At 54.5% G+C, this 23,014-nt stretch carries 22 protein-coding genes; 18 read left to right on the plus strand and 4 right to left on the minus strand.

Going from position 1 to position 23,014, the window contains the following annotated elements:
- Positions 1-7 precede the first annotated feature (7 nt).
- The 5 genes from ABLV75_RS18805 to fucR all read left to right on the plus strand — a co-directional run bounded on the left by ABLV75_RS18805 (position 8) and on the right by fucR (position 8,276).
- Positions 8-589, plus strand: a complete 582-nt coding sequence (locus ABLV75_RS18805) for a nucleoside triphosphate pyrophosphatase (protein WP_004106247.1) — start codon at positions 8-10, stop codon at positions 587-589.
- 2 nt (positions 590-591) lie between these two features.
- On the plus strand, positions 592-2,061 hold the full coding sequence (rng, locus tag ABLV75_RS18810; RefSeq protein ID WP_004106246.1) for a ribonuclease G: 1,470 nt from the start codon (positions 592-594) through the stop codon (positions 2,059-2,061).
- Positions 2,062-2,139: 78 nt separating this feature from the next.
- On the plus strand, positions 2,140-5,937 hold the full coding sequence (gene yhdP / locus ABLV75_RS18815; RefSeq protein WP_004106244.1) for an AsmA2 domain-containing protein YhdP: 3,798 nt from the start codon (positions 2,140-2,142) through the stop codon (positions 5,935-5,937).
- 88 nt (positions 5,938-6,025) lie between these two features.
- Complete coding sequence (gene tldD, locus ABLV75_RS18820) at positions 6,026-7,471, plus strand: metalloprotease TldD (RefSeq protein WP_004106242.1); 1,446 nt, start codon at positions 6,026-6,028, stop codon at positions 7,469-7,471.
- A gap of 58 nt (positions 7,472-7,529) precedes the next feature.
- Positions 7,530-8,276 carry an L-fucose operon activator gene (fucR, locus tag ABLV75_RS18825; protein ID WP_004106241.1) on the plus strand — a complete coding sequence of 249 codons (747 nt, stop codon included), beginning with the start codon at positions 7,530-7,532 and terminating at the stop codon, positions 8,274-8,276.
- Here fucR and aaeR read toward each other — a convergent pair.
- A complete protein-coding gene (gene aaeR / locus ABLV75_RS18830) occupies positions 8,273-9,202 on the minus strand; it encodes an HTH-type transcriptional activator AaeR (RefSeq protein ID WP_004106239.1) in 930 nt (309 codons plus the stop codon). The genes fucR and aaeR overlap by 4 nt on opposite strands.
- 131 nt (positions 9,203-9,333) lie before the next feature.
- On the opposite strand from aaeR, the gene aaeX reads away from it, so the two are divergent.
- From aaeX to ABLV75_RS18850, 4 genes are all read left to right on the plus strand, one after another.
- A complete protein-coding gene (gene aaeX, locus ABLV75_RS18835) occupies positions 9,334-9,537 on the plus strand; it encodes a p-hydroxybenzoic acid efflux pump operon protein AaeX (protein ID WP_004106237.1) in 204 nt (67 codons plus the stop codon).
- Between the two features lie 7 nt (positions 9,538-9,544).
- Positions 9,545-10,477 carry a p-hydroxybenzoic acid efflux pump subunit AaeA gene (aaeA, locus tag ABLV75_RS18840; protein ID WP_004106235.1) on the plus strand — a complete coding sequence of 311 codons (933 nt, stop codon included), beginning with the start codon at positions 9,545-9,547 and terminating at the stop codon, positions 10,475-10,477.
- A gap of 5 nt (positions 10,478-10,482) precedes the next feature.
- Complete coding sequence (gene aaeB / locus ABLV75_RS18845; RefSeq protein ID WP_004106233.1) at positions 10,483-12,450, plus strand: p-hydroxybenzoic acid efflux pump subunit AaeB; 1,968 nt, start codon at positions 10,483-10,485, stop codon at positions 12,448-12,450.
- 139 nt (positions 12,451-12,589) lie between these two features.
- Complete coding sequence (locus ABLV75_RS18850) at positions 12,590-12,868, plus strand: barstar family protein (protein ID WP_004106231.1); 279 nt, start codon at positions 12,590-12,592, stop codon at positions 12,866-12,868.
- Between the two features lie 50 nt (positions 12,869-12,918).
- Here ABLV75_RS18850 and yhcN-B read toward each other — a convergent pair whose 3' ends face one another.
- The 3 genes from yhcN-B to argR all read right to left on the minus strand — a co-directional run bounded on the left by yhcN-B (position 12,919) and on the right by argR (position 14,376).
- Positions 12,919-13,185, minus strand: coding sequence for a DUF1471 family stress response protein YhcN-B (gene yhcN-B, locus ABLV75_RS18855; RefSeq protein ID WP_004106229.1), 267 nt, complete (start codon positions 13,183-13,185; stop codon positions 12,919-12,921).
- Between the two features lie 102 nt (positions 13,186-13,287).
- The gene (gene yhcN / locus ABLV75_RS18860) at positions 13,288-13,551 is read right to left on the minus strand and encodes a peroxide/acid stress response protein YhcN (protein ID WP_004106226.1); all 264 of its coding nucleotides are present in this window, start codon (positions 13,549-13,551) and stop codon (positions 13,288-13,290) included.
- A 354-nt stretch (positions 13,552-13,905) separates the two neighbouring features.
- Positions 13,906-14,376, minus strand: a complete 471-nt coding sequence (argR, locus tag ABLV75_RS18865; protein ID WP_004106225.1) for a transcriptional regulator ArgR — start codon at positions 14,374-14,376, stop codon at positions 13,906-13,908.
- A 411-nt stretch (positions 14,377-14,787) separates the two neighbouring features.
- Here argR and mdh point away from each other — a divergent pair, with 411 nt between their 5' ends.
- From mdh to ABLV75_RS18910, 9 genes are all read left to right on the plus strand, one after another.
- A complete protein-coding gene (gene mdh / locus ABLV75_RS18870) occupies positions 14,788-15,726 on the plus strand; it encodes a malate dehydrogenase (protein ID WP_004106224.1) in 939 nt (312 codons plus the stop codon).
- A 132-nt stretch (positions 15,727-15,858) separates the two neighbouring features.
- A complete protein-coding gene (locus ABLV75_RS18875; RefSeq protein WP_004106223.1) occupies positions 15,859-16,503 on the plus strand; it encodes a GntR family transcriptional regulator in 645 nt (214 codons plus the stop codon).
- Positions 16,475-17,140 (plus strand): GntR family transcriptional regulator, encoded by a 666-nt coding sequence (locus ABLV75_RS18880; RefSeq protein ID WP_004106222.1) that lies wholly within the window; start codon positions 16,475-16,477, stop codon positions 17,138-17,140. The genes ABLV75_RS18875 and ABLV75_RS18880 overlap by 29 nt, the downstream gene beginning before the upstream one ends.
- Before the next feature lie 211 nt (positions 17,141-17,351).
- Positions 17,352-18,620 carry an SLC13 family permease gene (locus ABLV75_RS18885; protein ID WP_004106221.1) on the plus strand — a complete coding sequence of 423 codons (1,269 nt, stop codon included), beginning with the start codon at positions 17,352-17,354 and terminating at the stop codon, positions 18,618-18,620.
- Positions 18,621-18,652: 32 nt separating this feature from the next.
- Positions 18,653-19,552 carry a L(+)-tartrate dehydratase subunit alpha gene (ttdA, locus tag ABLV75_RS18890; protein ID WP_004106220.1) on the plus strand — a complete coding sequence of 300 codons (900 nt, stop codon included), beginning with the start codon at positions 18,653-18,655 and terminating at the stop codon, positions 19,550-19,552.
- Positions 19,552-20,169: a L(+)-tartrate dehydratase subunit beta gene (gene ttdB, locus ABLV75_RS18895; protein ID WP_004106218.1), complete on the plus strand. Its 618-nt coding sequence runs from the start codon at positions 19,552-19,554 to the stop codon at positions 20,167-20,169. Before ttdA ends, ttdB begins: the two co-directional genes overlap by 1 nt.
- A 273-nt stretch (positions 20,170-20,442) precedes the next feature.
- Positions 20,443-20,697, plus strand: coding sequence for an oxaloacetate decarboxylase subunit gamma (locus tag ABLV75_RS18900; RefSeq protein ID WP_004106216.1), 255 nt, complete (start codon positions 20,443-20,445; stop codon positions 20,695-20,697).
- A gap of 15 nt (positions 20,698-20,712) precedes the next feature.
- Positions 20,713-22,470, plus strand: a complete 1,758-nt coding sequence (gene oadA, locus ABLV75_RS18905) for a sodium-extruding oxaloacetate decarboxylase subunit alpha (RefSeq protein ID WP_348855084.1) — start codon at positions 20,713-20,715, stop codon at positions 22,468-22,470.
- A gap of 15 nt (positions 22,471-22,485) precedes the next feature.
- Positions 22,486-23,014 (plus strand): sodium ion-translocating decarboxylase subunit beta (locus ABLV75_RS18910; RefSeq protein WP_348855086.1); only part of this gene is annotated, 529 nt, incomplete at its 3' end.

A 23,014-nucleotide genomic window follows, 5' to 3' on the forward strand; every position in this document is an offset into this window, starting at 1 on the left:
GGTTGATATGACGACTCTGTATCTGGCTTCAGGCTCTCCCCGTCGGCAGGAACTGCTGACTCAGCTCGGTCTCTCTTTTGAACGCGTGATTCCCGGTATTGAGGAACAGCGCCGTCCCCAGGAGAGCGCGCAGCAGTATGTTGTACGTCTGGCGCGTGAGAAGGCTCAGGCTGGAGTGGCGTTAGCGCCGCTTGATCTCCCCGTACTGGGAGCGGATACCATTGTCATCCTTAATGGTGAAGTGCTGGAGAAGCCGCGCGATGCCGGCCACGCCGCCGAAATGCTGCGTATGCTTTCCGGGAAAACCCATCAGGTCATGACCGCCGTGGCCCTGGCCGATAAGCAGCAGACGTTGGATTGCCTGGTGGTCACGGAGGTCACTTTCCGTGTGCTCTCAGTACAGGATATCGCCGATTATGTTGCCAGCGGCGAACCTTTAGATAAAGCAGGTGCATACGGTATTCAGGGGTTGGGTGGCTGTTTTGTCAGGAAGATAAATGGCAGCTATCACGCCGTAGTGGGCTTACCGCTGGTGGAAACGTATGAGTTGCTGAGTAACTTTAACTCACTGCGTGAAGAAAAGGGATAAAGATGACTGCTGAATTATTAGTTAACGTAACGCCATCGGAAACGCGCGTCGCTTATATTGATGGCGGTATTCTTCAGGAAATTCATATTGAGCGTGAAGCGCGACGCGGAATAGTAGGCAATATCTACAAAGGTCGTGTCAGTCGGGTGCTGCCGGGAATGCAGGCGGCTTTTGTAGATATTGGCCTCGATAAAGCCGCGTTTCTGCACGCTTCCGATATTATGCCGCACACCGAATGCGTGGCAGGTGAAGAGCAAAAACAGTTCACCGTTCGCGATATTTCCGAACTGGTGCGCCAGGGGCAGGATTTAATGGTGCAGGTGGTGAAAGACCCGCTGGGTACCAAAGGCGCCCGTCTCACCACCGATATCACCATTCCTTCTCGCTATCTGGTCTTTATGCCAGGCGCTTCGCACGTCGGCGTCTCTCAGCGTATTGAAAGCGAAGCGGAACGTGAGCGCCTGAAAAAAGTGGTGTCTGAATACTGTGACGAACAGGGCGGTTTCATTATTCGTACCGCGGCTGAAGGGGTACATGAGCAGGAGATGGCCGCAGATGCCGCCTACCTCAAGCGCGTCTGGACAAAAGTCATGGAGCGCAAAAAGCGCCAGCAGACGCGTTATCAACTGTACGGTGAACTGGCCCTGGCGCAGCGCGTGCTACGTGATTTCGCCGATGCGCATCTTGACCGTATTCGCGTAGACTCCCGTCTGACCTACGAATCGCTGCTTGAGTTTACCGCCGAATATATTCCGGAGATGACCAGCAAGCTGGAGCACTACAGCGGCCGCCAGCCGATTTTCGATCTCTTTGACGTGGAAAACGAAATCCAGCGCGCGCTGGAGCGTAAAGTTGAACTGAAATCAGGCGGTTATCTGATCATCGACCAGACGGAAGCGATGACTACCGTCGATATCAATACCGGAGCATTCGTCGGTCACCGTAATCTTGACGATACTATTTTTAATACCAATATTGAGGCGACCCAGGCCATTGCCCGTCAGCTGCGTTTGCGCAATCTTGGCGGTATTATCATCATTGATTTCATTGATATGAATAATGAGGATCACCGTCGGCGGGTGCTGCATTCGCTGGAACAGGCGCTGAGCAAGGATCGGGTAAAAACCAGCATAAACGGCTTCTCTCAGCTTGGGCTGGTGGAGATGACCCGCAAGCGCACCCGCGAAAGCGTGGAGCACGTGCTGTGCAATGAGTGCCCGACCTGCCACGGCCGCGGCACGGTGAAAACGGTAGAAACGGTGTGCTACGAAATCATGCGTGAAATCGTGCGCGTACACCACGCCTACGATTCTGACCGATTCCTGGTCTATGCTTCTCCTGCGGTAGCGGAAACGCTGAAAGGGGAAGAGTCGCATGCGCTGGCGGAAGTCGAGATCTTTGTCGGTAAGCAGGTCAAAGTACAAATTGAACCGCTCTATAATCAAGAGCAGTTTGATGTAGTAATGATGTAATCATCCGTTTTGCCTGGCTCACTTCAGGACAGGGGCAGGTAAAAGGATGGCGCGTAAAAGGCTGACAAGGAGAGATGCGTGAGGCGACTGCCCGGGATTTTACTGCTCACCGCGGCAACAGTGATTGTTGTCGTCGCACTGCTGGTGAGCGGTCTGCGTCTCGTACTGCCGCAGTTGAACAGTTGGCGTCCGCAGGTGCTGGAAAAAGTATCGGCGATGGCTGGCGTACCGGTCGATGCCTCACAAATTACCGCCAGCTGGCAGACGTTTGGCCCGACGCTTGATGTCCGTGATATCAAGGCAGGCCTGAGCGACGGCGGTGAGCTTTCCGTCAAACGCGTCACTCTGGCGCTCGACGTATGGCAAAGTCTGCTGCATATGCGCTGGCAGTTTCGCGACCTGACCTTCTGGCAGCTACAGGTTCATACCAACACGCCGATCCAAACCAATAACAGCGGCGAAGGTCTGAAAACTGACCGCATCAGCGATCTTTTCCTCCGCCAGTTCGATCACTTTACCCTTCGCGATAGTCATCTGAGCTTCCTGACGATTTCCGGTCAGCGGGCAGAACTTACGATTCCGCAGCTTACCTGGCTGAACGGTAAAAATCGCCATCGCGCGGAAGGACAGCTTAGCCTCAGCAGCCTGACCGGCCAGCATGGCGTGATGCAGGTGCGAATGGATCTGCGCGACGAAGACGGTTTGCTCAATAAGGGGCGCGTCTGGCTTCAGGCCGATGACATCGACGTTAAGCCCTGGCTTGGACGCTGGATGCAGGACAACATCGCCCTACAGAGCGCGAAGTTTAGCCTGGAAGGCTGGATGACTATCGACAAAGGCGATGTCGCCAGCGGCGATGTGTGGCTGAAAAAAGGCGGCGCCAGCTGGCAGGGCGATAAAGATAAGCATCATCTGTCGGTCGATAATCTGACCGCGCACATCTATCGCGATAACCACAGCTGGGGCTTTCGCATCCCGGACACGCGTATCTCCATGGATGATAAACCCTGGCCGCGCGGCGCGCTGGCGATGGCGTGGATACCTGCCCAGGATGTCGGCGGAACAAATGCTCAACGCAGCGATGAGCTGCGCATACGCGCCAGCAACCTTAATCTTAGCGGCCTGACCGGGCTGCAGCCGATGGCGGATAAACTGGCGCCGTCGCTGGGTGAAATCTGGCGTACAACGCAGCCGGATGGCAAGATCAATCTTCTGGCGCTCGATATTCCTCTCCAGATGGCGGAGAAAACGCGTTTCAAAGCGGACTGGAGCGACATGTCCTGGAAGCAGTGGAAGCTGTTGCCCGGCGCGGAGCATTTTTCCGGCAGCATTGCCGGGAGCGTGGAGAACGGTATCCTGCATGCCAGCATAAAGCAGGCAAAAATGCCTTATGAGACGGTATTTCGCGCGCCGCTGGAGATCGCTAAAGGCGATGCGACGCTCAGTTGGATAAAGAACGACAAAGGTTTTATGCTCGACGGTCGCGATATTGACGTGCAGGCTACCGGCGTTCGCGCCCGCGGCGGCTTCCGCTATCTGCAACCGCAGGGTGATGAACCCTGGCTCGGTATTCTGGCCGGTATCAGTACCAATGATGGCGGTCAGGCATGGCGCTACTTCCCTGAAAATCTGATGGGTAAAGAGCTGGTGGATTATCTTAGCGGGGCGATTAAAGGCGGCCAGGCCACCGACGCCACGCTGGCTTACGGCGGTAATCCCCATCTGTTCCCTTACAAGCACAATGAAGGTCAGTTTCAGGTCTCGGTGCCGCTAAAAAACGCCACCTTCGCCTTTCAGCCTGACTGGCCAGCGCTCACCGGCCTGAATATCGATCTTAACTTTATCAATGACGGGCTGTGGATGAAGGCCGATAAGGCGATGCTCGGCAAAGTGACGGCCAGTAATCTGGACGCGGTGATACCGGACTACTCGCGAGAAAAACTGCTGATTGATGCCGATGTTAACGGCCCGGGTAAAGAGGTTGGTCCTTACTTTAACGAGACGCCGTTGAAAGAGACGCTGGGCGCGGCGCTGGACGAGCTTCAGTTGGATGGGGATGTGAGCGCTCGCTTACATTTGAACATCCCGCTGGACGGCGAGATGACCACCGCCAAAGGCGACGTCCAGCTGAAGAATAATAGTCTGTTTATCAAGCCTATCGATACCACGCTGCAAAACCTGAGCGGTAAATTCAGCTTTGTAAACGGCGATCTGAAAAGCGAACCGATGAGCGCGACCTGGTTTAATCAGCCGCTGAACGTTGATTTCTCGACCACCGAGGGCGAGAAAGCGTTCCTGGTTAACGTCGGGATGAACGCCAACTGGGAGCCTGCGCGTACCGGTCTGTTGCCGAAAGCGCTGGAGAACAGCCTGAGCGGCAGCGTGCCCTGGGACGGTAAAGTGGCGATTGAGCTTCCGTACCGCGGCAGCGCAAATTATAAAGTCGATATTAACGGTGAGCTGAAAAACGTAAGTAGTCACTTACCTGCTCCGGTTGATAAGCAGGCCGGTGAGCCTTTACCGGTAAAAATTAAGGTTGATGGCGGATTAAGCAGCTTTAATTTGACCGGCTCCATGGGGACGAAGAATCACATTAATAGCCGCTGGCTGCTGGGCAATAAGCTCACACTAGATCGCGCGATTTTAACTTCTGACAGTAAAGCCGTATCTCCGCTGCCTGCGCAGTCAGGCGTCGAGCTGAATATGCCGCCGATGGATGGCGCGCAGTGGCTGGCGCTGTTCCAGCGCGGTGCGGCAACTGACGTCAGCAGTAGTATTGTCTTCCCGCAGCAGGTCACGCTGCGTACGCCGACGTTAACGATGGCGGGTCAGAGCTGGAATAACGTCAGCCTGGTCTCCCGGCCCGATGCAGGTGGAACGAAGATTGAAGCTCAGGGGCGTGAAGTCAACGCTACCCTGACTATGCGCAAAAATGCCCCGTGGCTGGCGGCCATTCGCTACCTCTATTACAACCCAACTTCGGCGAAAAGCAGCGGGACGGAAAATAGCAGTGCTCCGCTGACCGAGACAAAAGTAGATTTCCACGGCTGGCCCGATCTCCAGCTTCGCTGCGCAGAGTGCTGGCTGTGGGGGCAAAAATATGGTCGTATCGACGGCGATTTCACGATCAGCGGCGATACTCTGACCCTGGCGAACGGGCTGGTGGATACCGGTTTTGGCCGTCTGACGAGCGATGGCGTATGGGTTAGCGCCCCGAGCGGCGTACGGACCTCATTAAAAGGTAAGCTGCACGGGAATAAAACCGATGATTTTGTAAACTTCTTCGGCGTGTCCACACCGGTAAAAGGATCGTCGTTCGATATTGATTACGATCTACACTGGCGCGCGCCGCCGTGGCAGCCGGACGTTGCTTCGCTTAACGGCATTCTTAAAAGCCGTCTCGGGAAGGGAGAGTTTACCGATATCAGCACCGGACACGCCGGCCAGCTTCTGCGCCTGCTGAGCGTTGATGCGCTGCTGCGCAAGCTGCGCTTCGACTTTAGCGATACGTTCAGCGAAGGGTTTTACTTCGATTCGATTCGCAGCACGGCATGGATTAAAGACGGCGTTCTGCATACCGATGATACGCTGGTCGATGGTCTGGAAGCGGATATCGCAATGAAAGGCTCGGTGGATCTTGTTCGCCGCCAGCTGGATATGCAGGCCGTGGTTGCGCCGGAAATCTCCGCGACCGTAGGCGTTGCGGCGGCCTTTGCCGTTAACCCGATAATCGGTGCTGCGGTCTTTGCCGCCAGTAAGGTGCTGGGACCGCTATGGAATAAGGTCTCTATTTTGCGCTATCGCATCACCGGTCCTATCGATCAGCCGCAAATTAACGAAGTGCTGCGCCAGGCGCGGAGCGACAAAAAGCAATGATTTGACGATTGCGGGGAATTACCGCACTCTCAATAGATAGCGTTTTTTATTTCCGCCCGAGAGGCGGCAACAAACGAGTAGCATAACGATGAGTCTGAACCTGGTAAGTGAACAATTACTGTCGGCAAACGGCCTGAATCATCAGGATCTGTTTACCATTCTTGGCAAGCTGGCCGAGCGTCGTCTGGATTACGGCGATCTCTATTTTCAGTCGAGCTATCACGAGTCCTGGGTTCTGGAAGACAGCATCATTAAAGATGGTTCGTACAATATCGACCAGGGCGTCGGCGTTCGCGCGGTGAGCGGGGAAAAAACCGGCTTTGCGTACGCTGATCAGATTAGCCGGCTGGCGCTGGAACAGAGCGCGCAGGCGGCACGCACCATCGTGCGCGATCGCGGTGATGGTAAAGTTCATACTCTTGGAGCGGTGGAGTACAGCTCCCTCTATACCAGCATTGACCCGCTGCAGAGCATGAGCCGCGAAGAGAAGCTGGATATTCTGCGCCGGGTCGATAAAACCGCCCGCGCGGCCGATAAACGCGTGCAGGAAGTGTCCGCCAGTCTGACCGGCGTCTACGAGTTAATTCTTGTTGCCGCCACCGACGGCACGCTAGCGGCTGATGTTCGTCCGCTGGTTCGTCTTTCCGTCAGCGTGCTGGTGGAAGAAAACGGCAAACGCGAGCGCGGTGCCAGCGGCGGCGGCGGCCGCTTTGGCTACGACTATTTCCTGGCCTCGCTGGAGGGAGAAGTGCGCGCTGATGTTTGGGCGAGAGAAGCCGTGCGTATGGCGCTGGTCAACCTGACCGCCGTCGCAGCGCCTGCCGGGATGTTGCCGGTTGTTCTGGGTGCTGGCTGGCCTGGCGTGCTGCTGCATGAAGCCGTTGGTCACGGCCTGGAAGGCGATTTTAACCGTCGCGGAACCTCGGTGTTCAGCGGTCATATGGGGGAACTGGTGGCCTCTGAGCTATGTACCGTTGTGGATGACGGCACCATGGCCAACCGTCGCGGCTCCGTCGCCATTGACGATGAAGGTACGCCTGGGCAGTATAACGTGCTGATCGAAAACGGGATTCTGAAAGGTTATATGCAGGACAAGCTCAACGCCAGGCTGATGGGCGTGGCGCCAACCGGTAACGGTCGCCGCGAATCCTACGCGCATCTGCCTATGCCGCGTATGACCAACACCTACATGCTGGCGGGTAAATCCACGCCGCAGGAAATTATCGAATCGGTCGATTACGGTATCTATGCGCCGAACTTCGGCGGCGGTCAGGTAGATATCACTTCCGGGAAATTCGTTTTCTCTACCTCGGAAGCCTACCTGATTGAGAAAGGGAAAGTGACCAAAGCGGTGAAGGGGGCAACGCTTATCGGCTCCGGCATTGAAGCGATGCAGCAGATTTCGATGGTGGGGAACGATCTGAAGCTGGATAGCGGCGTCGGCGTTTGCGGTAAAGAGGGCCAGAGCGTGCCGGTTGGCGTCGGTCAGCCCACGCTGAAAGTGGATAAACTCACCGTCGGCGGTACCGCCTGATCCCTCATCATGCGCTTTCGCATTCCGCGAAAGCGCAAATTACCTCCGCGGGGTCGCGATGAAAGCCGCGCGTCAGCAGCAGATAGTTGAGTTACTCAATCAGCATCACACTTTAACCACCGAAGCGTTGTCCCATCTTCTGCAGGTCAGCATTGAGACCATTCGCCGCGATTTGAGTGAGCTACAGAGGCAGGGGAGCATTCAGCGTAGTCACGGGCGGGCGCGAGTTCTTCAACGCGATAGTCATCACGGCGAGAAGCCTTTTCATCGTCGCGTGAAAAGCCACTATGCCCATAAATCCGATATTGCGCGTACGGCGCTGGCGTGGATTGATGCAGGCATGACGATCGCGCTGGATGCCAGCTCAACCTGTTGGTTTCTGGCGCGTCAGCTGCCGGATATTAACCTGACGGTATTTACCAATAGCCACCCGGTCTGCGTTGAACTTGGCCGCCGCGAGCGGATCCAGTTAATTAGCGCCGGTGGTCAGCTTCTGCGTCAATATGGCTATTACGTTAACCCCGCGCTGTTATCGCAGGTCAAATCGCTGGAGATCGATCTGTTTATTTTTTCCTGCGAAGGGATCGATAACGATGGCGTACTCTGGGATTCCAGCGTTAACAATGCCGCGTACAAATCCTTGCTCCTGAAACGGGCGGCGCAGTCGCTATTGCTTATCGACAAAAGTAAATTTCATCGTGCCGGCGAGGTGCGCATCGGAAATCTCAGCGAAGTGACGCAAATCATTTCCGATGCCGGACCTGATAATGAGTTAATGCCCTCTTTGGCTGATTCGGACGGCTAGCGGGCAATCCCCCGACCGTGCATGCCCTGATAAATTTTTGCCACCCCGACGAAATACTCCGTCAGATAATTAATGCATACCTGTACTTTCAGAGGCAGCTTATCTTTCTCGGTATACAGCGCGTAAACCGGGCGCGGATCGGACTGGTAGCTCGGCAGCAGGATCTCCAGTTCGCCGCGGTTGATCTCGTCGATCGCCCACATCAGCGGAACATAAGCCACGCCGACGCCTGCCGTCAGCCAGCGGACCAGCGTCATTGGATCGTTAGTGACAAATCGGCCCTGAGGGATCAGTTTGGTTGAGATCCCTTCCGGGGCGATGATTTCAAATTCGTTATCCGGCCGGACGCTGTATTCCAGCCAGGAGTGGCTGGCGAGATCTGCTGGTTTTTCCGGACATCCGGCATGCTGGAGATAGCTTTTCGCCGCGCACAGCACCATCGGCATCGAACCCAGGCGGCGGGAAAAGAGGCTGGAATCCTGCAGCGCCCCCACGCGAATAACCACATCCAGACCGTCCGCAATCAGGTCCGGAGCGGGGATGCCCGTGACCAGATTTATCGATAGTCCGGGGTGCTCTTTAAGCATGTCCGCCGTTATGCGCGCCAGGACATTCTGTGCCATAGTTGAAGAACAGCCGATGCGCAGGGTACCGATGGGCGTATTGTTAAACGCGTACAACTGTTCATGGACATCCTGGACTTCGAACAGCATTCGCCGACAGCCCTGATAGTAGATTTTTCCCGCTTCTGTTAAGCCAAGGCTACGCGTACTGCGGTTGAGCAGCTTAACCTGCAGCTCATCTTCCAGTTTGGCTACCGTCTGGCTGATGGAAGAAACGCTCATCTGGAGCTGGCGAGCCGCGGCGGTAAATGACCCTAATTCGACCACTCTGGCAAAAACGGACATGCGTTTTAATCGTTCCATTATTCACTCTGGCTTAAAAGTGATTTAGATCACACATTGTAGATAAGGCTGCAATTGTTACGGTACTATATAGTTAGCTAAATAATAAACGCATTGCGCATATCACCTGCACGCTTCTTATCAAGGTCATCATGAGTCTGTTTCCTGTCATTGTGATTTTCGGCTTGTCATTTCCGCCGATCTTCTTTGAGTTGCTGTTGTCGCTCGCCGTCTTCTGGCTGGTGCACCGCCTGCTGGTTCCAACGGGCATCTATGATTTTGTCTGGCACCCGGCCCTGTTCAATACCGCGCTATATTGCTGCTTGTTTTATCTGATATCACGTTTGTTCGTTTGAGGTTGATGTGAAAACACTAACAAGAAATATCCTCCGTACCGCAATCACTGTGATACTGGTTATCCTTGCATTTATGGCGATTTTTCGCGCATGGGTGTACTACACCGCATCGCCCTGGACGCGCGATGCGCGCTTTAGTGCGGATATTGTAGCCATTGCTCCCGATGTTTCCGGCCTGATTTCGCAGGTGAATATCAAGGATAACCAACTGGTTAAGAAAGACCAGGTTTTGTTCGTCATTGACCAACCGCGTTACCAGAAAGCGTTAGCAGAGGCCGAAGCCGATGTCTCCTATTACCAGACTCTGGCGCAGGAGAAGCGCGTGGAAGCCGGTCGTCGTAACCGTCTTGGCGTCCAGGCCATGTCCCGGGAAGAGATAGACCAGGCGAATAACGTCCTGCAAACCGTTGAACATCAATTAGCCAAAGCGACGGCGAGTCGCGATCTGGCGAAGCTTGACCTTGAACGGACGGTGATTCGCGCTCCGGCCGATGGCTGGGTGACCAACCTGAACGTGTACCGCGGCGAGTTTATCACCCGAGGTTCCACCGCGGTTGCGCTGGTGAAGCAAAATACCTTCTATGTCATGGCCTATCTTGAAGAGACCAAGCTTGAAGGCGTGCGCCCCGGGTTTCGTGCTGAAATTACCCCTCTGGGAAGCGTACATACCCTCAGGGGGACCGTCGACAGCATCGCTGCTGGCGTCACCAATGCCAGCAGCAGCAGCGATTCAAAAGGGCTGGCCTCTATTGATTCTAATCTTGAGTGGGTGCGCCTGGCGCAGCGGGTACCGGTACGTATTCGCCTTGATCAGCAGCAGGGCAATCTCTGGCCAGCGGGCACCACGGCGACGGTGGTGATCACGGGTAAAGAGGATCGCGATACCAGTCAGGCAAACTTCTTCCAGAAACTGGCGATGCGCCTGCGTGAGTTCGGTTAATCGCCATGGGGATCTTCACCATCGAACTCCGGCATCTCCGCTTCGCCGTTAAGTTAGCCTGCGCGGTGGTGCTGGCGTTATTCGTCGGTTTTCATTTTCAGCTGGAAACTCCGCGCTGGGCGGTGCTTACTGCAGCGATCGTTGCTGCCGGTCCGGCATTTGCCGCAGGCGGGGAGCCTTACTCCGGCGCCATTCGCTATCGCGGGATGCTGCGTATCGTCGGCACCTTTATCGGCTGTATCGCCGCATTGGCGATTATCATCCTGATGATCCGCGCCCCGCTGTTGATGGTACTGGTCTGCTGCCTGTGGGCGGGCTTCTGTACCTGGATCTCCTCGCTGGTGCGGGTTGAGAACTCCTATGCGTGGGGTCTGGCGGGTTATACCGCGCTCATCATTATTATCACTATTCACGAAGAGCCGATGCTGGCGCCGCAGTTCGCCGTCGAACGATGCAGTGAGATTGTCATCGGTATCGTCAGCGCCATTGTGGCCGATCTGCTGTTTTCTCCGCGATCGATAAAAAAAGAGATCGATCTTGAGCTGGATAACCTGCTGATCGATCAATATCGCCTGATGCAGCTTTGCGTGGCCCATGGCGATAAAGATGAGGTCGATAAGGCCTGGAGCGCCCTGGTACGCCGTACCAACGGGCTGGAGGGGATGCGCGCCAACCTGATCATGGAGTCTTCGCGCTGGGCTAAAGTGAATCAACGCCTGAAGGCGATCAACACCCTCTCTTTGACCCTGATTACTCAGGCCTGTGAAACCTTTCTGATTCAGAACACCCGGCCTGAGATAGTGACGGATGATTATCGGGAGCTCTTTGCTGAACCGGTTGAGACCGTGCAGGACGTGCACCGTCAGCTAAAACGTATGCGCCGCTTTTTGACCTGGAAGGGGGAGCATAATACGCCGGTGACGATCTACAGCTGGGTAGGTGCTGCGACGCGCTATCTGCTTTTGAAGCGGGGCGTGGTCGGCAATACCAAAATCAGCCGTATTGAAGAGGAAGTACTGCAGGGCGAAGTGGTGGTGAAGGCGGAATCCGCCGAGCGCCATCATGCGATGGTGAACTTTTGGCGAACTTCTATCTCTTGTATCCTCGGTACGTTGTTCTGGCTATGGACCGGCTGGACCTCGGGAAGCGGGGCGATGGTGATGATTGCGGTTGTTACGGCCTTAGCGATGCGTTTGCCGAATCCGCGGATGGTGGCTATTGATTTCCTTTACGGCACGCTGGCGGCTTTACCTCTGGGCGCGCTGTTTTTCCTGGTAATTATGCCTGCGACGCAGCAAAGTATGCTGCTGCTGTGCATTAGCCTTGCGGTGATGGCATTTTTTATCGGCATCGAGGTACAGAAGCGGCGCCTGGGGTCGTTGGGCGCGCTGGCCAGCACGATTAATATCCTGGTGCTCGACAACCCGATGAAGTTTGAATTCAACCAGTTTCTTGATAGCGCCTTAGGTCAGATCGTAGGATGCTTCCTCGCGCTGATGGTGATCCTGCTGGTGCGTGATAACTCCCAGGCTCGCACCGGACGCGTGCTGCTTAACCAGTTTGTCTCGGCAGCGGTATCATCGTTGACCACCAATACGGCGCGACGTAAAGAGAACCATTTGCCCGCTCTGTATCGTCAGCTTTTTTTATTGCTGAATAAGTTTCCTGGCGACATCGCGCGCTTTCGTCTGGCATTAACCCTGATTATTGCCCATCAGCGGCTGCGCGATGCACCGGTACCGATAAACGACGATCTGTCCGCCTTTCACCGGCAGCTGCGTCGCACGGCGGATCGCGTCATTTCCGCGAAGAGCGATGATAAGCGTCGCTACTATTTTGCCCGTTTGCTTGATGAACTGGATATCTATCAGCAAAAATTACAGCACTGGGAAGCCTCTTCCCAGGTGACCGAGCCGGTACGAAGGCTGGTGGATATGCTGCATAAGTATCAGCACGTACTCACCAACAGCTAGCATCCATAACCGACGCCTGAAGCGTCGGTTTTTTTATCGCTATACTTAATCGTCAGAAAACGAATTCCTCCAGCAGAGTGGGACGATACGCCGGAATATCGGGCTAAGACGAGCTGCAGGTGTGGACAGGATGCGGGCAATGACGACTACCTATACCTTTGATTTTGACGAAATAGCTGAGCAGCAGGATTTTTATCGCGAGTTTTCACGTACTTTTCACTTAGAGCGTGAGAAAGTGAACAACCTTGATTCATTATGGGATGCGGTGATCGCCGGGTTGCTGCCGCTACCGCTGGAGATTGAGTTTATTCATTTAAGCGATAATCAGCGACGCCGATTCGGCGCATTAATTCTGCTTTTTGATGAGGCGGAAGAGGAGCTGGAAGGAGAGCTTCGTTTTAATGTGCGGCATTCATAAAAAAGCCCCCGACAGAGCGGGGGCAAGTCGTCGGATAAGACGACGAGGGTTTATTTGTACAGTTCAGCCGTAGCGTGCCAGTTATCGCCGGTACGGGCTTCAATGATGCGGTAGCTGCTGGCGCCTTCTTTTTCAGCTTTAGCCGCCAGCTCCTGACGCATATCCATCGGTGCGCTGCCTACCTGAGAAACGGAAACGGTGCCCATGGACTGTAGATTTTGCGCCTGTTCTGCGTTCACTTGGTTAACGGCGGCGTTTGCACCGAAAGAGAGAACGGAAGCCAGACCCAGGGATGCGATGATAATTGCGCTTTTCATAATCTTTTCTCCAACCTTCATATTTTCAGCGGCGGAAAGTTGTAATCAACTTGAGGCCGCTGAAGAGATTCTGTTTAGTTAATGACCGACAATCGTTAAATCTTATTTATACAGTTCAGCCGTTGCGTGCCAGTGGTCACCGGTACGTGCTTCAATAATGCGATAAGAAGAAGCACCTTCTTCCTGCGCTTTTTTGTTCAGCATTTCATGCATATCCATCGGGGAAGAACTTACTGCGCCGACGGAAACGGTGCCGATTGCCTGACGGCCCTGAGCCTGTTCGCTGTTGATAGAGTCAGCGGCAAAGGCGCCAAAGGAGAGAACGGAAAGGATGCTCAATGCAGCTACAGTGGTTTTGATTTTCATGATGTTCACCTCGTCGAATCTTTTTGTTGGGGTCTTTTGTTTCGTGACCCTCATCACAAAATCAAGTATACACTAATAACTGAAAATATTAATACCTTGCTAATTGTTTTTCATGTAAATAATTACAAAGAAACGTCTTTTTTATAACGTATAAGTATTAGAAATGTCATTTTTTCGACATGGATTGCTTTTATAGCTATTTAAATCATGAAGATAGGATAATTTGATCTTTTGTGCGCTTACGTTAATTTCATCAAGTAAATGAATGTATAGAAGCGGAAAAACACACAAAATGTTAAAGGAATGATAATTTTTTGAGGGGTTCCCCTCTGGCGTTAACCTGAGGGGAGGGGATCAGAGTTCTTGCTCAAACAGAACGAGAATAGCGTCATGCAGCTCTTTAACGGTAAAACCTCTGGCCGGGGTGGTAAAGATGGTGTCATCACCAGCAATACTCCCGAGGATGCCTTCAGCCTTGCCAAGCGAGTCGAGAAGCCGGGCGATAAGCTGTGCCGCGCCAGGGCTGGTGTGAATGACCACGACTGAATCGTTATAATCGATATCCAGCACCAGATTTTTCAGCGGGCTGGAGGTCGTCGGGACGCCAAGCTCGGCGGGCAGGCAGTAAACCATTTCCATTTTGGCGTTGCGCGTGCGTACAGCGCCAAATTTGGTGAGCATACGTGAGACTTTCGATTGGTTGATATTATCGAAGCCTTCTTCCTGTAGTGCCTGGACGATTTCACCTTGAGAGCTGAATTTTTCTTCTTTAAGCAGCGCTTTAAACGCTTTAACCAGTTCTTCTTGTTTTGCCGAACTTCGCATAAGTCACCCAATTATGGTGGTAAAAACAACATCATTATGCATAACAATGCATTTTTATGCAAATAATCCACAGGGGAGAAGCGTAAATAATGTTATGAAGGGCGCATATTTTAGCAAAAAACTCTAATAAGGAACATGCCTTCGTCACGGCGTGTGAGTTGCTACAAAAGTAAATGAAATGTTATTAAATGATGTTGTTCTGCTTAATACGCTGGGTGTATTGTAACCAATAGTCGATCCGGTACTACTTTGCTGGATGGTCAGTCTCAGGGAGGAAAATGCGAAGCTGCTGCATCGCTGCGCACGACCACGCATTCTTCAGCCATACTTATTGTAATTGTTCATCTTGTGAATTAAGGTCCAGGCGACGGAGTAACGAAAGATTATTTTAACCATAATAAGGAGTTTAGGATGAAAGTTGCAGTCCTCGGCGCCGCTGGTGGAATTGGCCAGGCGCTTGCCCTACTACTTAAGACCCAACTGCCTTCAGGTTCAGAACTCTCGTTGTACGACATCGCTCCGGTAACTCCGGGCGTGGCGGTTGATCTTAGCCATATCCCTACCGATGTAAAAATCAAAGGTTTTTCCGGCGAAGACGCCACCCCTGCACTCGAAGGCGCGGATGTGGTGCTGATATCCGCGGGCGTAGCGCGTAAGCCCGGTATGGATCGCTCCGATTTATTTAACGTTAACGCCGGTATTGTGAAAAATCTGGTTCAGCAAATTGCTAAAACCTGCCCGCAGGCCTGCGTCGGGATTATCACCAACCCGGTGAATACCACCGTGGCGATTGCCGCAGAAGTGCTGAAAAAAGCCGGCGTTTACGACAAGAACAAGCTGTTTGGCGTAACCACGCTGGATATTATCCGCTCGAATACCTTTGTGGCGGAACTGAAAGGCAAATCTTCATCCGATGTTGAGGTTCCGGTAATCGGCGGCCACTCAGGCGTAACTATTCTTCCTTTATTATCACAAATTCCAGGCGTGAGCTTCAGCGAGCAGGAAGTGGCGGATCTGACTAAACGTATTCAAAACGCCGGTACTGAAGTCGTTGAAGCCAAAGCTGGCGGCGGCTCAGCAACCCTGTCGATGGGTCAGGCCGCAGCCCGATTTGGTCTCTCTTTAGTTCGCGCCATGCAGGGAGAGAAAGGGGTGGTGGAATGCGCCTACGTGGAAGGTGATGGTCAATATGCCCGTTTCTTCTCTCAGCCGCTACTGCTGGGGAAAAATGGCGTAGAGCAGCGTCAGCCTATTGGCAAACTCAGTGCGTTTGAGCAACAGGCGCTTGAAGGGATGCTGGATACGTTGCAGAAAGATATCGCCCTTGGCGAAGATTTTGTGAATAAATAATCTGGCATAAAAAGAGAAGCCGGGACCTGGGTTCCGGCTTTTTTATGGTTTTCTCCTGCCTCTGAATGACTCACCCGCCTGGTAAATCTGCTAAACTCCCCCGCGTCTTAAGCGGCTACAAATGAGGACATCGTGAAAAAAATTGAAAGAAAGCAGACCAGGGACCACATTACTCAGATGATCCGTTATGAGATCCTTTCCGGTGGGATGAAACCCGGAGAGGAGCTTGCGCAGGAAAGTATTGCGGAACAGCTGGGGCTCTCTCGTATGCCGGTTCGGGAAGCGCTACAGGCCCTTGAGCAGGAAGGGTTTCTGGTGCGCTTGCCAAACCGCCATATGCAGGTCGCGAAACTGGAGCCTGACCATGTCAGCCACATTTTTCGGGCAATTGCGGTGATGGCCACGGAGCTTTTTTTATTGGTGCCCGCGGCGGCAGGCGAATCGCTCGCTGCGCGCGCGCGCGCGCTGGCGCATCCGGGTGAGCGGTCGCGGGAGTTGGCGTTCCACCAGACGCTAATTTCATATATTGATAACCGCTATCTGCAAAAGATTTATCAGCAGTTTTTGGATGGCTATATCAGCTATGTCATTCTGTATCTGAAAGAGGATAATCAGGAATCGGCGCAGATACTCAGCTCTCTGATGGACGCTATCCGTCGGGGCGATGGTGATGAGATCGCGCAGGAAACGCAGCGTTATTTCCTCTCTCTGGCAGAAATAATGCGTCAACACATGAAGGATTGGGAAAGTGCAGAAGCCTCGATTAGGGAAAATTAAGCTTCTTTCAGCGAAAGAGCAGGTCGCGGCAGTATTACGTAAAGCTATACTGTCGCGCGATTTAGTTGAAGGGCAAGAAATTACCCTTGAAGGGATCGCCAGCATGGTCGGCGTCTCCAGTATGCCCGTGCGTGAAGCATTTCAGATCCTGGCCGCGGATGGGCTGATTAAAGTCCGGCCCAATAAAGGGGCGGTCGTGCTGGGGATCAACGAACAAACGATTCGCGAGCATTATGAGATTCGCGCGCTGCTGGAGAGTGAAGCGGTCGCTAAAGCCTCTCGTCCCGGGACGGACATTTCGCGAATTGCCGAAGTGCACTACTCGGCAGAAAAAGCGCTGGCCGAAAATAACTCGGCTGAATATTCCGACATGAATCAGGCCTTTCATATGGAGATATGGAATGCGGCCGGAAATGCTAAAATGAAGCTCTTGCTCAGCAATATGTGGAACGGGCTGTCGATGGGACATAAGGTCACTGAGGAAGAGTACGCTTCCATTTCGATACGCGAGCACAAGGGCATTTTACAGGCCCTGGAGCAGCATGATGAAGAGCTGGCGCGCCTGCGAATGCGCGAACATATTATCCGTTCGATGGAGAATATGCTGACGCGCTACGTTGACGATCCCGGCGCTTGACGCCCCCCGCCTGTACGATCGCTACAGGCGTCTTACTTATTTATCTGCTCAATTAATTACGCTAAGTGACTGCTTTCGCGATATTTTGATAAAGATCGCACTCCTGACGCTTTCCTGAAAAACGCATTGACTTACTCTTTGCATGGGAATAATTTCCCTCTCGTCAATATTGGATACAATATCATATATCATTGATGGGACAATTATAAATATGGAACCGATTACCATTACTCTATGTTTGCTGGTGTTTGCTATCGCCATGTTCGTGTGGGAGAAAATTCCCCTTGCGGTCACTTCGATGGTGGTTTGCGTAGCGCTGGTTCTCACCGGCGTACTTGACCTCAAACAGGCTTTTGCCGGCTTTATCGACACCAACGTTATTCTTTTCGTCGCTATGTTCATCGTCGGCGGCGCGCTATTTGAAACCGGGATGGCGAATAAAGTTGGCGGCGTGATTACGCACTTCGCCAAAACTGAAAAGCAGCTGATTTTCACGATTATGGTGGTGGTCGGCGTGATGTCCGGCTTTCTTTCAAATACCGGTACTGCCGCAGTATTGATCCCCGTCGTCATCGGCGTGGCGGCGAAATCCGGCTTTACCCGTTCTCGTCTGCTGATGCCGCTGGTTTTTGCCGCAGCGCTTGGCGGCAACCTGTCGCTGATCGGCGCGCCGGGCAATCTGATTGCACAATCGGCGTTGCAGAATATCGGCAGCGGTTTCGGATTTTTTGAATATGCCAAAGTGGGTCTACCGATGCTGGTTTGCGGCATCATTTATTTCCTGACGATTGGCTATAAGTTTCTGCCCAATAACCCGAATAGCAGCGAAGTCGGCAGCATCGGTGAACAGCGCGATTACAGCCACGTTCCGCGCTGGAAGCAGATCCTGTCGCTGGTCGTTTTGATTGCCACGATCCTGGGCATGATTTTCGAAAAACAGACCGGTATTAGCCTGGCGGTAGCGGGCTGTATTGGCGCGCTGGTGCTGGTAGTCACCGGGGTGCTGAGCGAAAAGCAGGCCTATAAAGCCATTGATTCACAAACTATTTTTATCTTCGGCGGCACCCTGGCGTTAGCAAAAGCGCTGGAAATGACCGGTGCCGGAAAGCTGGTTGCCGATCAGGTTATCGGCATGCTGGGGAACAACTCTTCGCCATTCATGCTGCTGGTGGTGGTTTTCGCACTATCCGTCGTTATGACCAACTTTATGTCCAATACTGCGACCGTTGCGCTTTTGGTACCGGTGAGCCTGTCGATTGCTGCCGGTATGGGGGCCGATCCGCGCGCCGTGCTGATGGCCACGGTGATTGGCAGTTCCTGCGCCTATGCCACCCCAATCGGTATGCCTGCCAACATGATGGTGCTGTCGGCGGGTGGATATAAGTTTGTCGACTATGCCAAATCCGGCATCCCTCTGATTATCGTTTCCACTATTGTCAGCCTGATTCTGCTGCCAATCCTTTTCCCGTTTCATCCGTAACTCACGGAAGCTGTTCTGACTAAGGAGCATTTATGAGCAAAAGTGAACAGATATCCCATATGACCAATATTATGGCCAAGTTTGTGGGATACACCGGCAAAGTCTTGCCCGATGACGTCACTGCAAAACTGGAAGATTTGCATAAAAAAGAGACCAGTAAACTGGCCGACGTCATCTTTACGACCATGATTGAGAACCAGCGCCTGGCGAAAGAGCTCGATCGTCCTTCCTGCCAGGATACCGGGGTGATTCAGTTTCTGGTGGAGTGCGGGGCGAACTTCCCGCTGATCGGCGAACTGGAAGCGCTGCTGCGTGAAGCGGTGATCAAAGCGACCGTCGATTCTCCGCTGCGCCATAACAGCGTCGAAACTTTTGATGAATACAATACCGGCAAAAACGTGGGTAAAGGGACGCCGACGGTATTCTGGGAGATTGTCCCGGATTCCGACCAGTGCAGCATTTATACCTATATGGCGGGCGGCGGCTGCTCCCTGCCGGGGAAAGCGATGGTGCTGATGCCGGGCGCGGGTTATGAAGGCGTCACTCGCTTTGTCCTCGATGTGATGACCAGCTATGGCCTGAACGCGTGTCCGCCGCTGCTGGTGGGCGTGGGCGTGGCGACTTCCGTTGAAACGGCGGCGCTGCTGTCGAAAAAAGCGCTGATGCGTCCGATTGGTTCGCATAATGAGAATGAGCGTGCGGCTTCGCTGGAAAAAATGCTTGAAGACGGCATCAATAAAATTGGCCTCGGGCCGCAGGGCATGTCCGGTAATACTTCCGTTATGGGCGTGAATATTGAAAACACCGCGCGCCATCCATCCACCATCGGAGTGGCGGTGAACGTCGGCTGCTGGTCGCACCGTAAAGGGCATATCGTTTTTGATAAAGACTTGAACTACACCATTACGTCTCACAGCGGAGTGAATTTCTGATGACTAAAAAAATTCTTACCACGCCAATTAAAGATGAAGATTTAGCCGATATTAAAGCTGGCGATATTATTTACCTCAATGGCCATATTGTTACCTGTCGCGATGTGGCGCACCGTCGCTTAATTGAAGGTGGCCGCGAATTACCCGTAGACGTTAACGGTGGCGCTATTTTGCACGCTGGTCCAATCGTCCGCCCAATTAAAGGCGAAGACGATAAGTTTGAAATGGTCTCCGTTGGTCCAACCACCAGTATGCGCATGGAAAAATTCGAAAAAGAATTCATTGCCAAAACGGGTGTGAAATTAATCGTTGGTAAAGGCGGAATGGGGAAAGGCACCGAAGAGGGCTGTGCGGAGCATAAAGCGCTGCACTGCGTATTCCCGGCAGGCTGTGCGGTAGTGGCGGCAGTATGCGTGGAAGAGATTGAAGATGCGCAGTGGCGCGATCTTGGAATGCCGGAAACGCTGTGGGTATGCCGGGTGAAAGAGTTTGGCCCGTTAATTGTTTCTATTGATACGCATGGTAATAACCTGTTTGAACAGAACAAAGTTATTTTCAATCAGCGTAAAGAGATTGTCGCTGATGAAATATGCCAGAACGTAAGTTTTATCAAATAATCTGATTTATATCATTCGCACGATAATGATGGCGTTATGTTTATGACGGTAATAAACAGGGACTCTGACCGGGGCGGTTCAGGGAAATCCACCCTTATTATTTTCGTTATATACCCCATGGATTTTGAGTTGCTTTGAGGCGGCAAGAGAGAATCCCAGGAGCTTACTCAAGTAAGTGGCTGGGGTGAATGAACCTGGCCAACAAAGAAGCAACTTGAAAGACGACGGGGATAAATAACATCATTATCGTGCCTCCTGCTCGAAGGCTATTCTATGACTGATGCAGCACTGCTATTAGGTGAAGGCTTCACCCTGATGTTCCTCGGCATGGGGTTCGTGCTGGCGTTTCTGTTTCTGCTGATTTTCGCCATCCAGGGCATGTCCGCCGCCGTCAACCGCTTCTTCCCCGAACCGGCTGTCGCGCCGAAGGCGGCACCTGCGCCCGCCGCCGCGCACGCTGACGATTTCGCCCGCTTGAAGCCGGTGATTGCCGCCGCTCTCCACCACCATCGCCGACTTAACCCTTAATTCACGGAGGAATCCATGACCGTTGCCATTACCGATGTCGTCCTGCGCGACGCCCACCAGTCCCTTTTCGCCACCCGCCTGCGCCTCGACGATATGCTCCCCGTCGCCGCTCAGCTCGACGACGCGGGCTACTGGTCCCTTGAGTGCTGGGGCGGCGCCACCTTTGACGCCTGCATCCGCTTCCTCGGCGAGGACCCCTGGGTCCGCCTGCGCGAGCTCAAAAAGGCCATGCCGAAGACCCCCCTGCAGATGCTGCTCCGCGGCCAGAACCTGCTCGGCTACCGCCACTACGCCGATGACGTGGTGGAGCGCTTCGTTGAGCGCGCCGTCAAAAACGGCATGGACGTGTTCCGCGTCTTCGACGCCATGAACGACCCGCGCAACATGAAAGCCGCCCTGCAGGCGGTGCGCAGCCACGGCGCTCATGCCCAGGGCACGCTCTCCTACACCACCAGTCCGGCCCACACCCTGCAGACCTGGCTTGACCTGACCGAACAGCTGCTGGAGACCGGCGTCGACTCCATCGCGATTAAAGACATGTCGGGCATTCTCACCCCGGGGGCCGCCTTTGCGCTGGTCAGCGAAATCAAAAAACGCTATGACGTGCGCCTGCACCTGCATGCTCATGCCACCACCGGGATGGCGGAGATGGCCCTGCTGAAGGCGATTGAAGCGGGGGTTGACGGCGTTGATACCGCCATCTCTTCCATGAGCGCCACCTACGGCCACCCGGCCACCGAGGCGCTGGTGGCGACGCTGGCGGGTACTGAGCACGACACCGGGCTGGATATCCTCAGGCTGGAGAGCATCGCGGCGTACTTCCGCGAGGTGCGCAGGAAATACCACGCCTTCGAAGGCCAGCTGAAGGGCACCGACAGCCGTATCCTCGTGGCCCAGGTGCCGGGCGGGATGCTCACCAACCTCGAGGGCCAGCTGAAGCAGCAGAACGCCGCCCACCGTCTGGATGAGGTGCTGGCGGAAATCCCCCGCGTGCGCGAGGACCTCGGCTTCATCCCGCTGGTCACCCCGACCTCGCAGATTGTCGGCACCCAGGCGGTGCTGAACGTGCTGACCGGCGAGCGCTACAAAACCATCGCGAAGGAGACTGCCGGGATTCTGAAGGGCGAATACGGCCACACTCCGGTCCCGGTCAACGCTGCCTTACAGGCCCGCGTGCTCGACGGCGCAGAAGCCATCACCTGCCGCCCGGCGGACCTGCTGAAGCCGGAGCTGGCGCAGCTGGAAGCCGATGTTAAACGTCAGGCGCAGGAGAAGGGCATCGTTCTGGCGGAGAACGCCATCGACGACGTGCTGACCGTGGCCCTGTTCCCGCAAATCGGCCTGAAGTTCCTGGCGAACCGCCACAACCCGGCGGCGTTTGAGCCGGTGCCGCAGGCGGAAGCCGCGCAGCCTGCTCCTGCCCCGGTAAAAGCTGCCGCCTCCGGCGTCTACACCGTGGAAGTGGAGGGCAAAGCCTTTGTGGTGAAGGTCAGCGACGGCGGCGATATCAGCCAGCTGACCGCCGCCGCGCCGGCTGCCTCTTCCGCCCCGGCAGGCGCCGGCACGCCGGTGACCGCGCCGCTGGCGGGCACTATCTGGAAGGTCATTGCCGCGGAAGGCCAGACGGTGGCCGAAGGCGACGTGCTGCTGATTCTGGAAGCCATGAAGATGGAAACCGAAATCCGCGCCGCACAGGCCGGGACCGTGCGCGGTATCGCGGTGAAATCCGGGGATGCGGTGGCGGTGGGCGACACCCTGCTGAGCCTGGCGTAAGGAAGAGGACGCGAAATGGAAAGTCTGAACGCCCTGATTCAGGGCATGGGGCTGATGCACCTCGGCACCGGCCAGGCCGTCATGCTGCTGGTGAGCCTGCTGCTGCTGTGGCTGGCGATAGCGAAGAAGTTCGAGCCGTTACTGCTGCTGCCGATTGGCTTCGGCGGGCTGCTGTCGAACATTCCGGAAGCCGGGCTGGCGCTGACCGCGCTGGAGAGCCTGCTGGCCCACCACGACGCCGGGCAGCTGGCGGTGATTGCGGCGAAGCTCAACTGCGCGCCGGACGTCCACGCCATCAAAGAGGCGCTGGCCCTGGCCCTGCCGTCGGTGCAGGGGCAGATGGAGGACCTCGCCGTGGATATGGGCTACTCCGCCGGGGTGCTGGCCATCTTCTATAAGGTCGCCATCGGCTCGGGCATCGCCCCGCTGGTGATTTTTATGGGCGTCGGGGCGATGACCGACTTCGGTCCGCTGCTGGCCAACCCGCGGACCCTGCTGCTGGGGGCGGCGGCGCAGTTCGGCATCTTCGCCACGGTGCTGGGGG

This window comes from Klebsiella sp. CN_Kp066 (assembly GCF_040065135.1).
GTDB classification, from domain to species: domain Bacteria; phylum Pseudomonadota; class Gammaproteobacteria; order Enterobacterales; family Enterobacteriaceae; genus Klebsiella; species Klebsiella oxytoca.

What these genes read in the sequence shown, in the direction of transcription:
- ABLV75_RS18805 (WP_004106247.1), top strand. Translation starts at nt 8, where the DNA reads ATGACGACTCTGTATCTGGCTTCAGGCTCTCCCCGTCGGCAGGAACTG.
- rng (WP_004106246.1), top strand. Translation starts at nt 592, where the DNA reads ATGACTGCTGAATTATTAGTTAACGTAACGCCATCGGAAACGCGCGTC.
- tldD (WP_004106242.1), top strand. Translation starts at nt 6,026, where the DNA reads ATGAGTCTGAACCTGGTAAGTGAACAATTACTGTCGGCAAACGGCCTG.
- fucR (WP_004106241.1), top strand. Translation starts at nt 7,530, where the DNA reads ATGAAAGCCGCGCGTCAGCAGCAGATAGTTGAGTTACTCAATCAGCAT.
- aaeR (WP_004106239.1), bottom strand. Translation starts at nt 9,202, where the DNA reads ATGGAACGATTAAAACGCATGTCCGTTTTTGCCAGAGTGGTCGAATTA.
- aaeX (WP_004106237.1), top strand. Translation starts at nt 9,334, where the DNA reads ATGAGTCTGTTTCCTGTCATTGTGATTTTCGGCTTGTCATTTCCGCCG.
- aaeB (WP_004106233.1), top strand. Translation starts at nt 10,483, where the DNA reads ATGGGGATCTTCACCATCGAACTCCGGCATCTCCGCTTCGCCGTTAAG.
- ABLV75_RS18850 (WP_004106231.1), top strand. Translation starts at nt 12,590, where the DNA reads ATGACGACTACCTATACCTTTGATTTTGACGAAATAGCTGAGCAGCAG.
- yhcN-B (WP_004106229.1), bottom strand. Translation starts at nt 13,185, where the DNA reads ATGAAAAGCGCAATTATCATCGCATCCCTGGGTCTGGCTTCCGTTCTC.
- yhcN (WP_004106226.1), bottom strand. Translation starts at nt 13,551, where the DNA reads ATGAAAATCAAAACCACTGTAGCTGCATTGAGCATCCTTTCCGTTCTC.
- argR (WP_004106225.1), bottom strand. Translation starts at nt 14,376, where the DNA reads ATGCGAAGTTCGGCAAAACAAGAAGAACTGGTTAAAGCGTTTAAAGCG.
- mdh (WP_004106224.1), top strand. Translation starts at nt 14,788, where the DNA reads ATGAAAGTTGCAGTCCTCGGCGCCGCTGGTGGAATTGGCCAGGCGCTT.
- ABLV75_RS18885 (WP_004106221.1), top strand. Translation starts at nt 17,352, where the DNA reads ATGGAACCGATTACCATTACTCTATGTTTGCTGGTGTTTGCTATCGCC.
- ttdA (WP_004106220.1), top strand. Translation starts at nt 18,653, where the DNA reads ATGAGCAAAAGTGAACAGATATCCCATATGACCAATATTATGGCCAAG.
- ttdB (WP_004106218.1), top strand. Translation starts at nt 19,552, where the DNA reads ATGACTAAAAAAATTCTTACCACGCCAATTAAAGATGAAGATTTAGCC.
- ABLV75_RS18900 (WP_004106216.1), top strand. Translation starts at nt 20,443, where the DNA reads ATGACTGATGCAGCACTGCTATTAGGTGAAGGCTTCACCCTGATGTTC.
- oadA (WP_348855084.1), top strand. Translation starts at nt 20,713, where the DNA reads ATGACCGTTGCCATTACCGATGTCGTCCTGCGCGACGCCCACCAGTCC.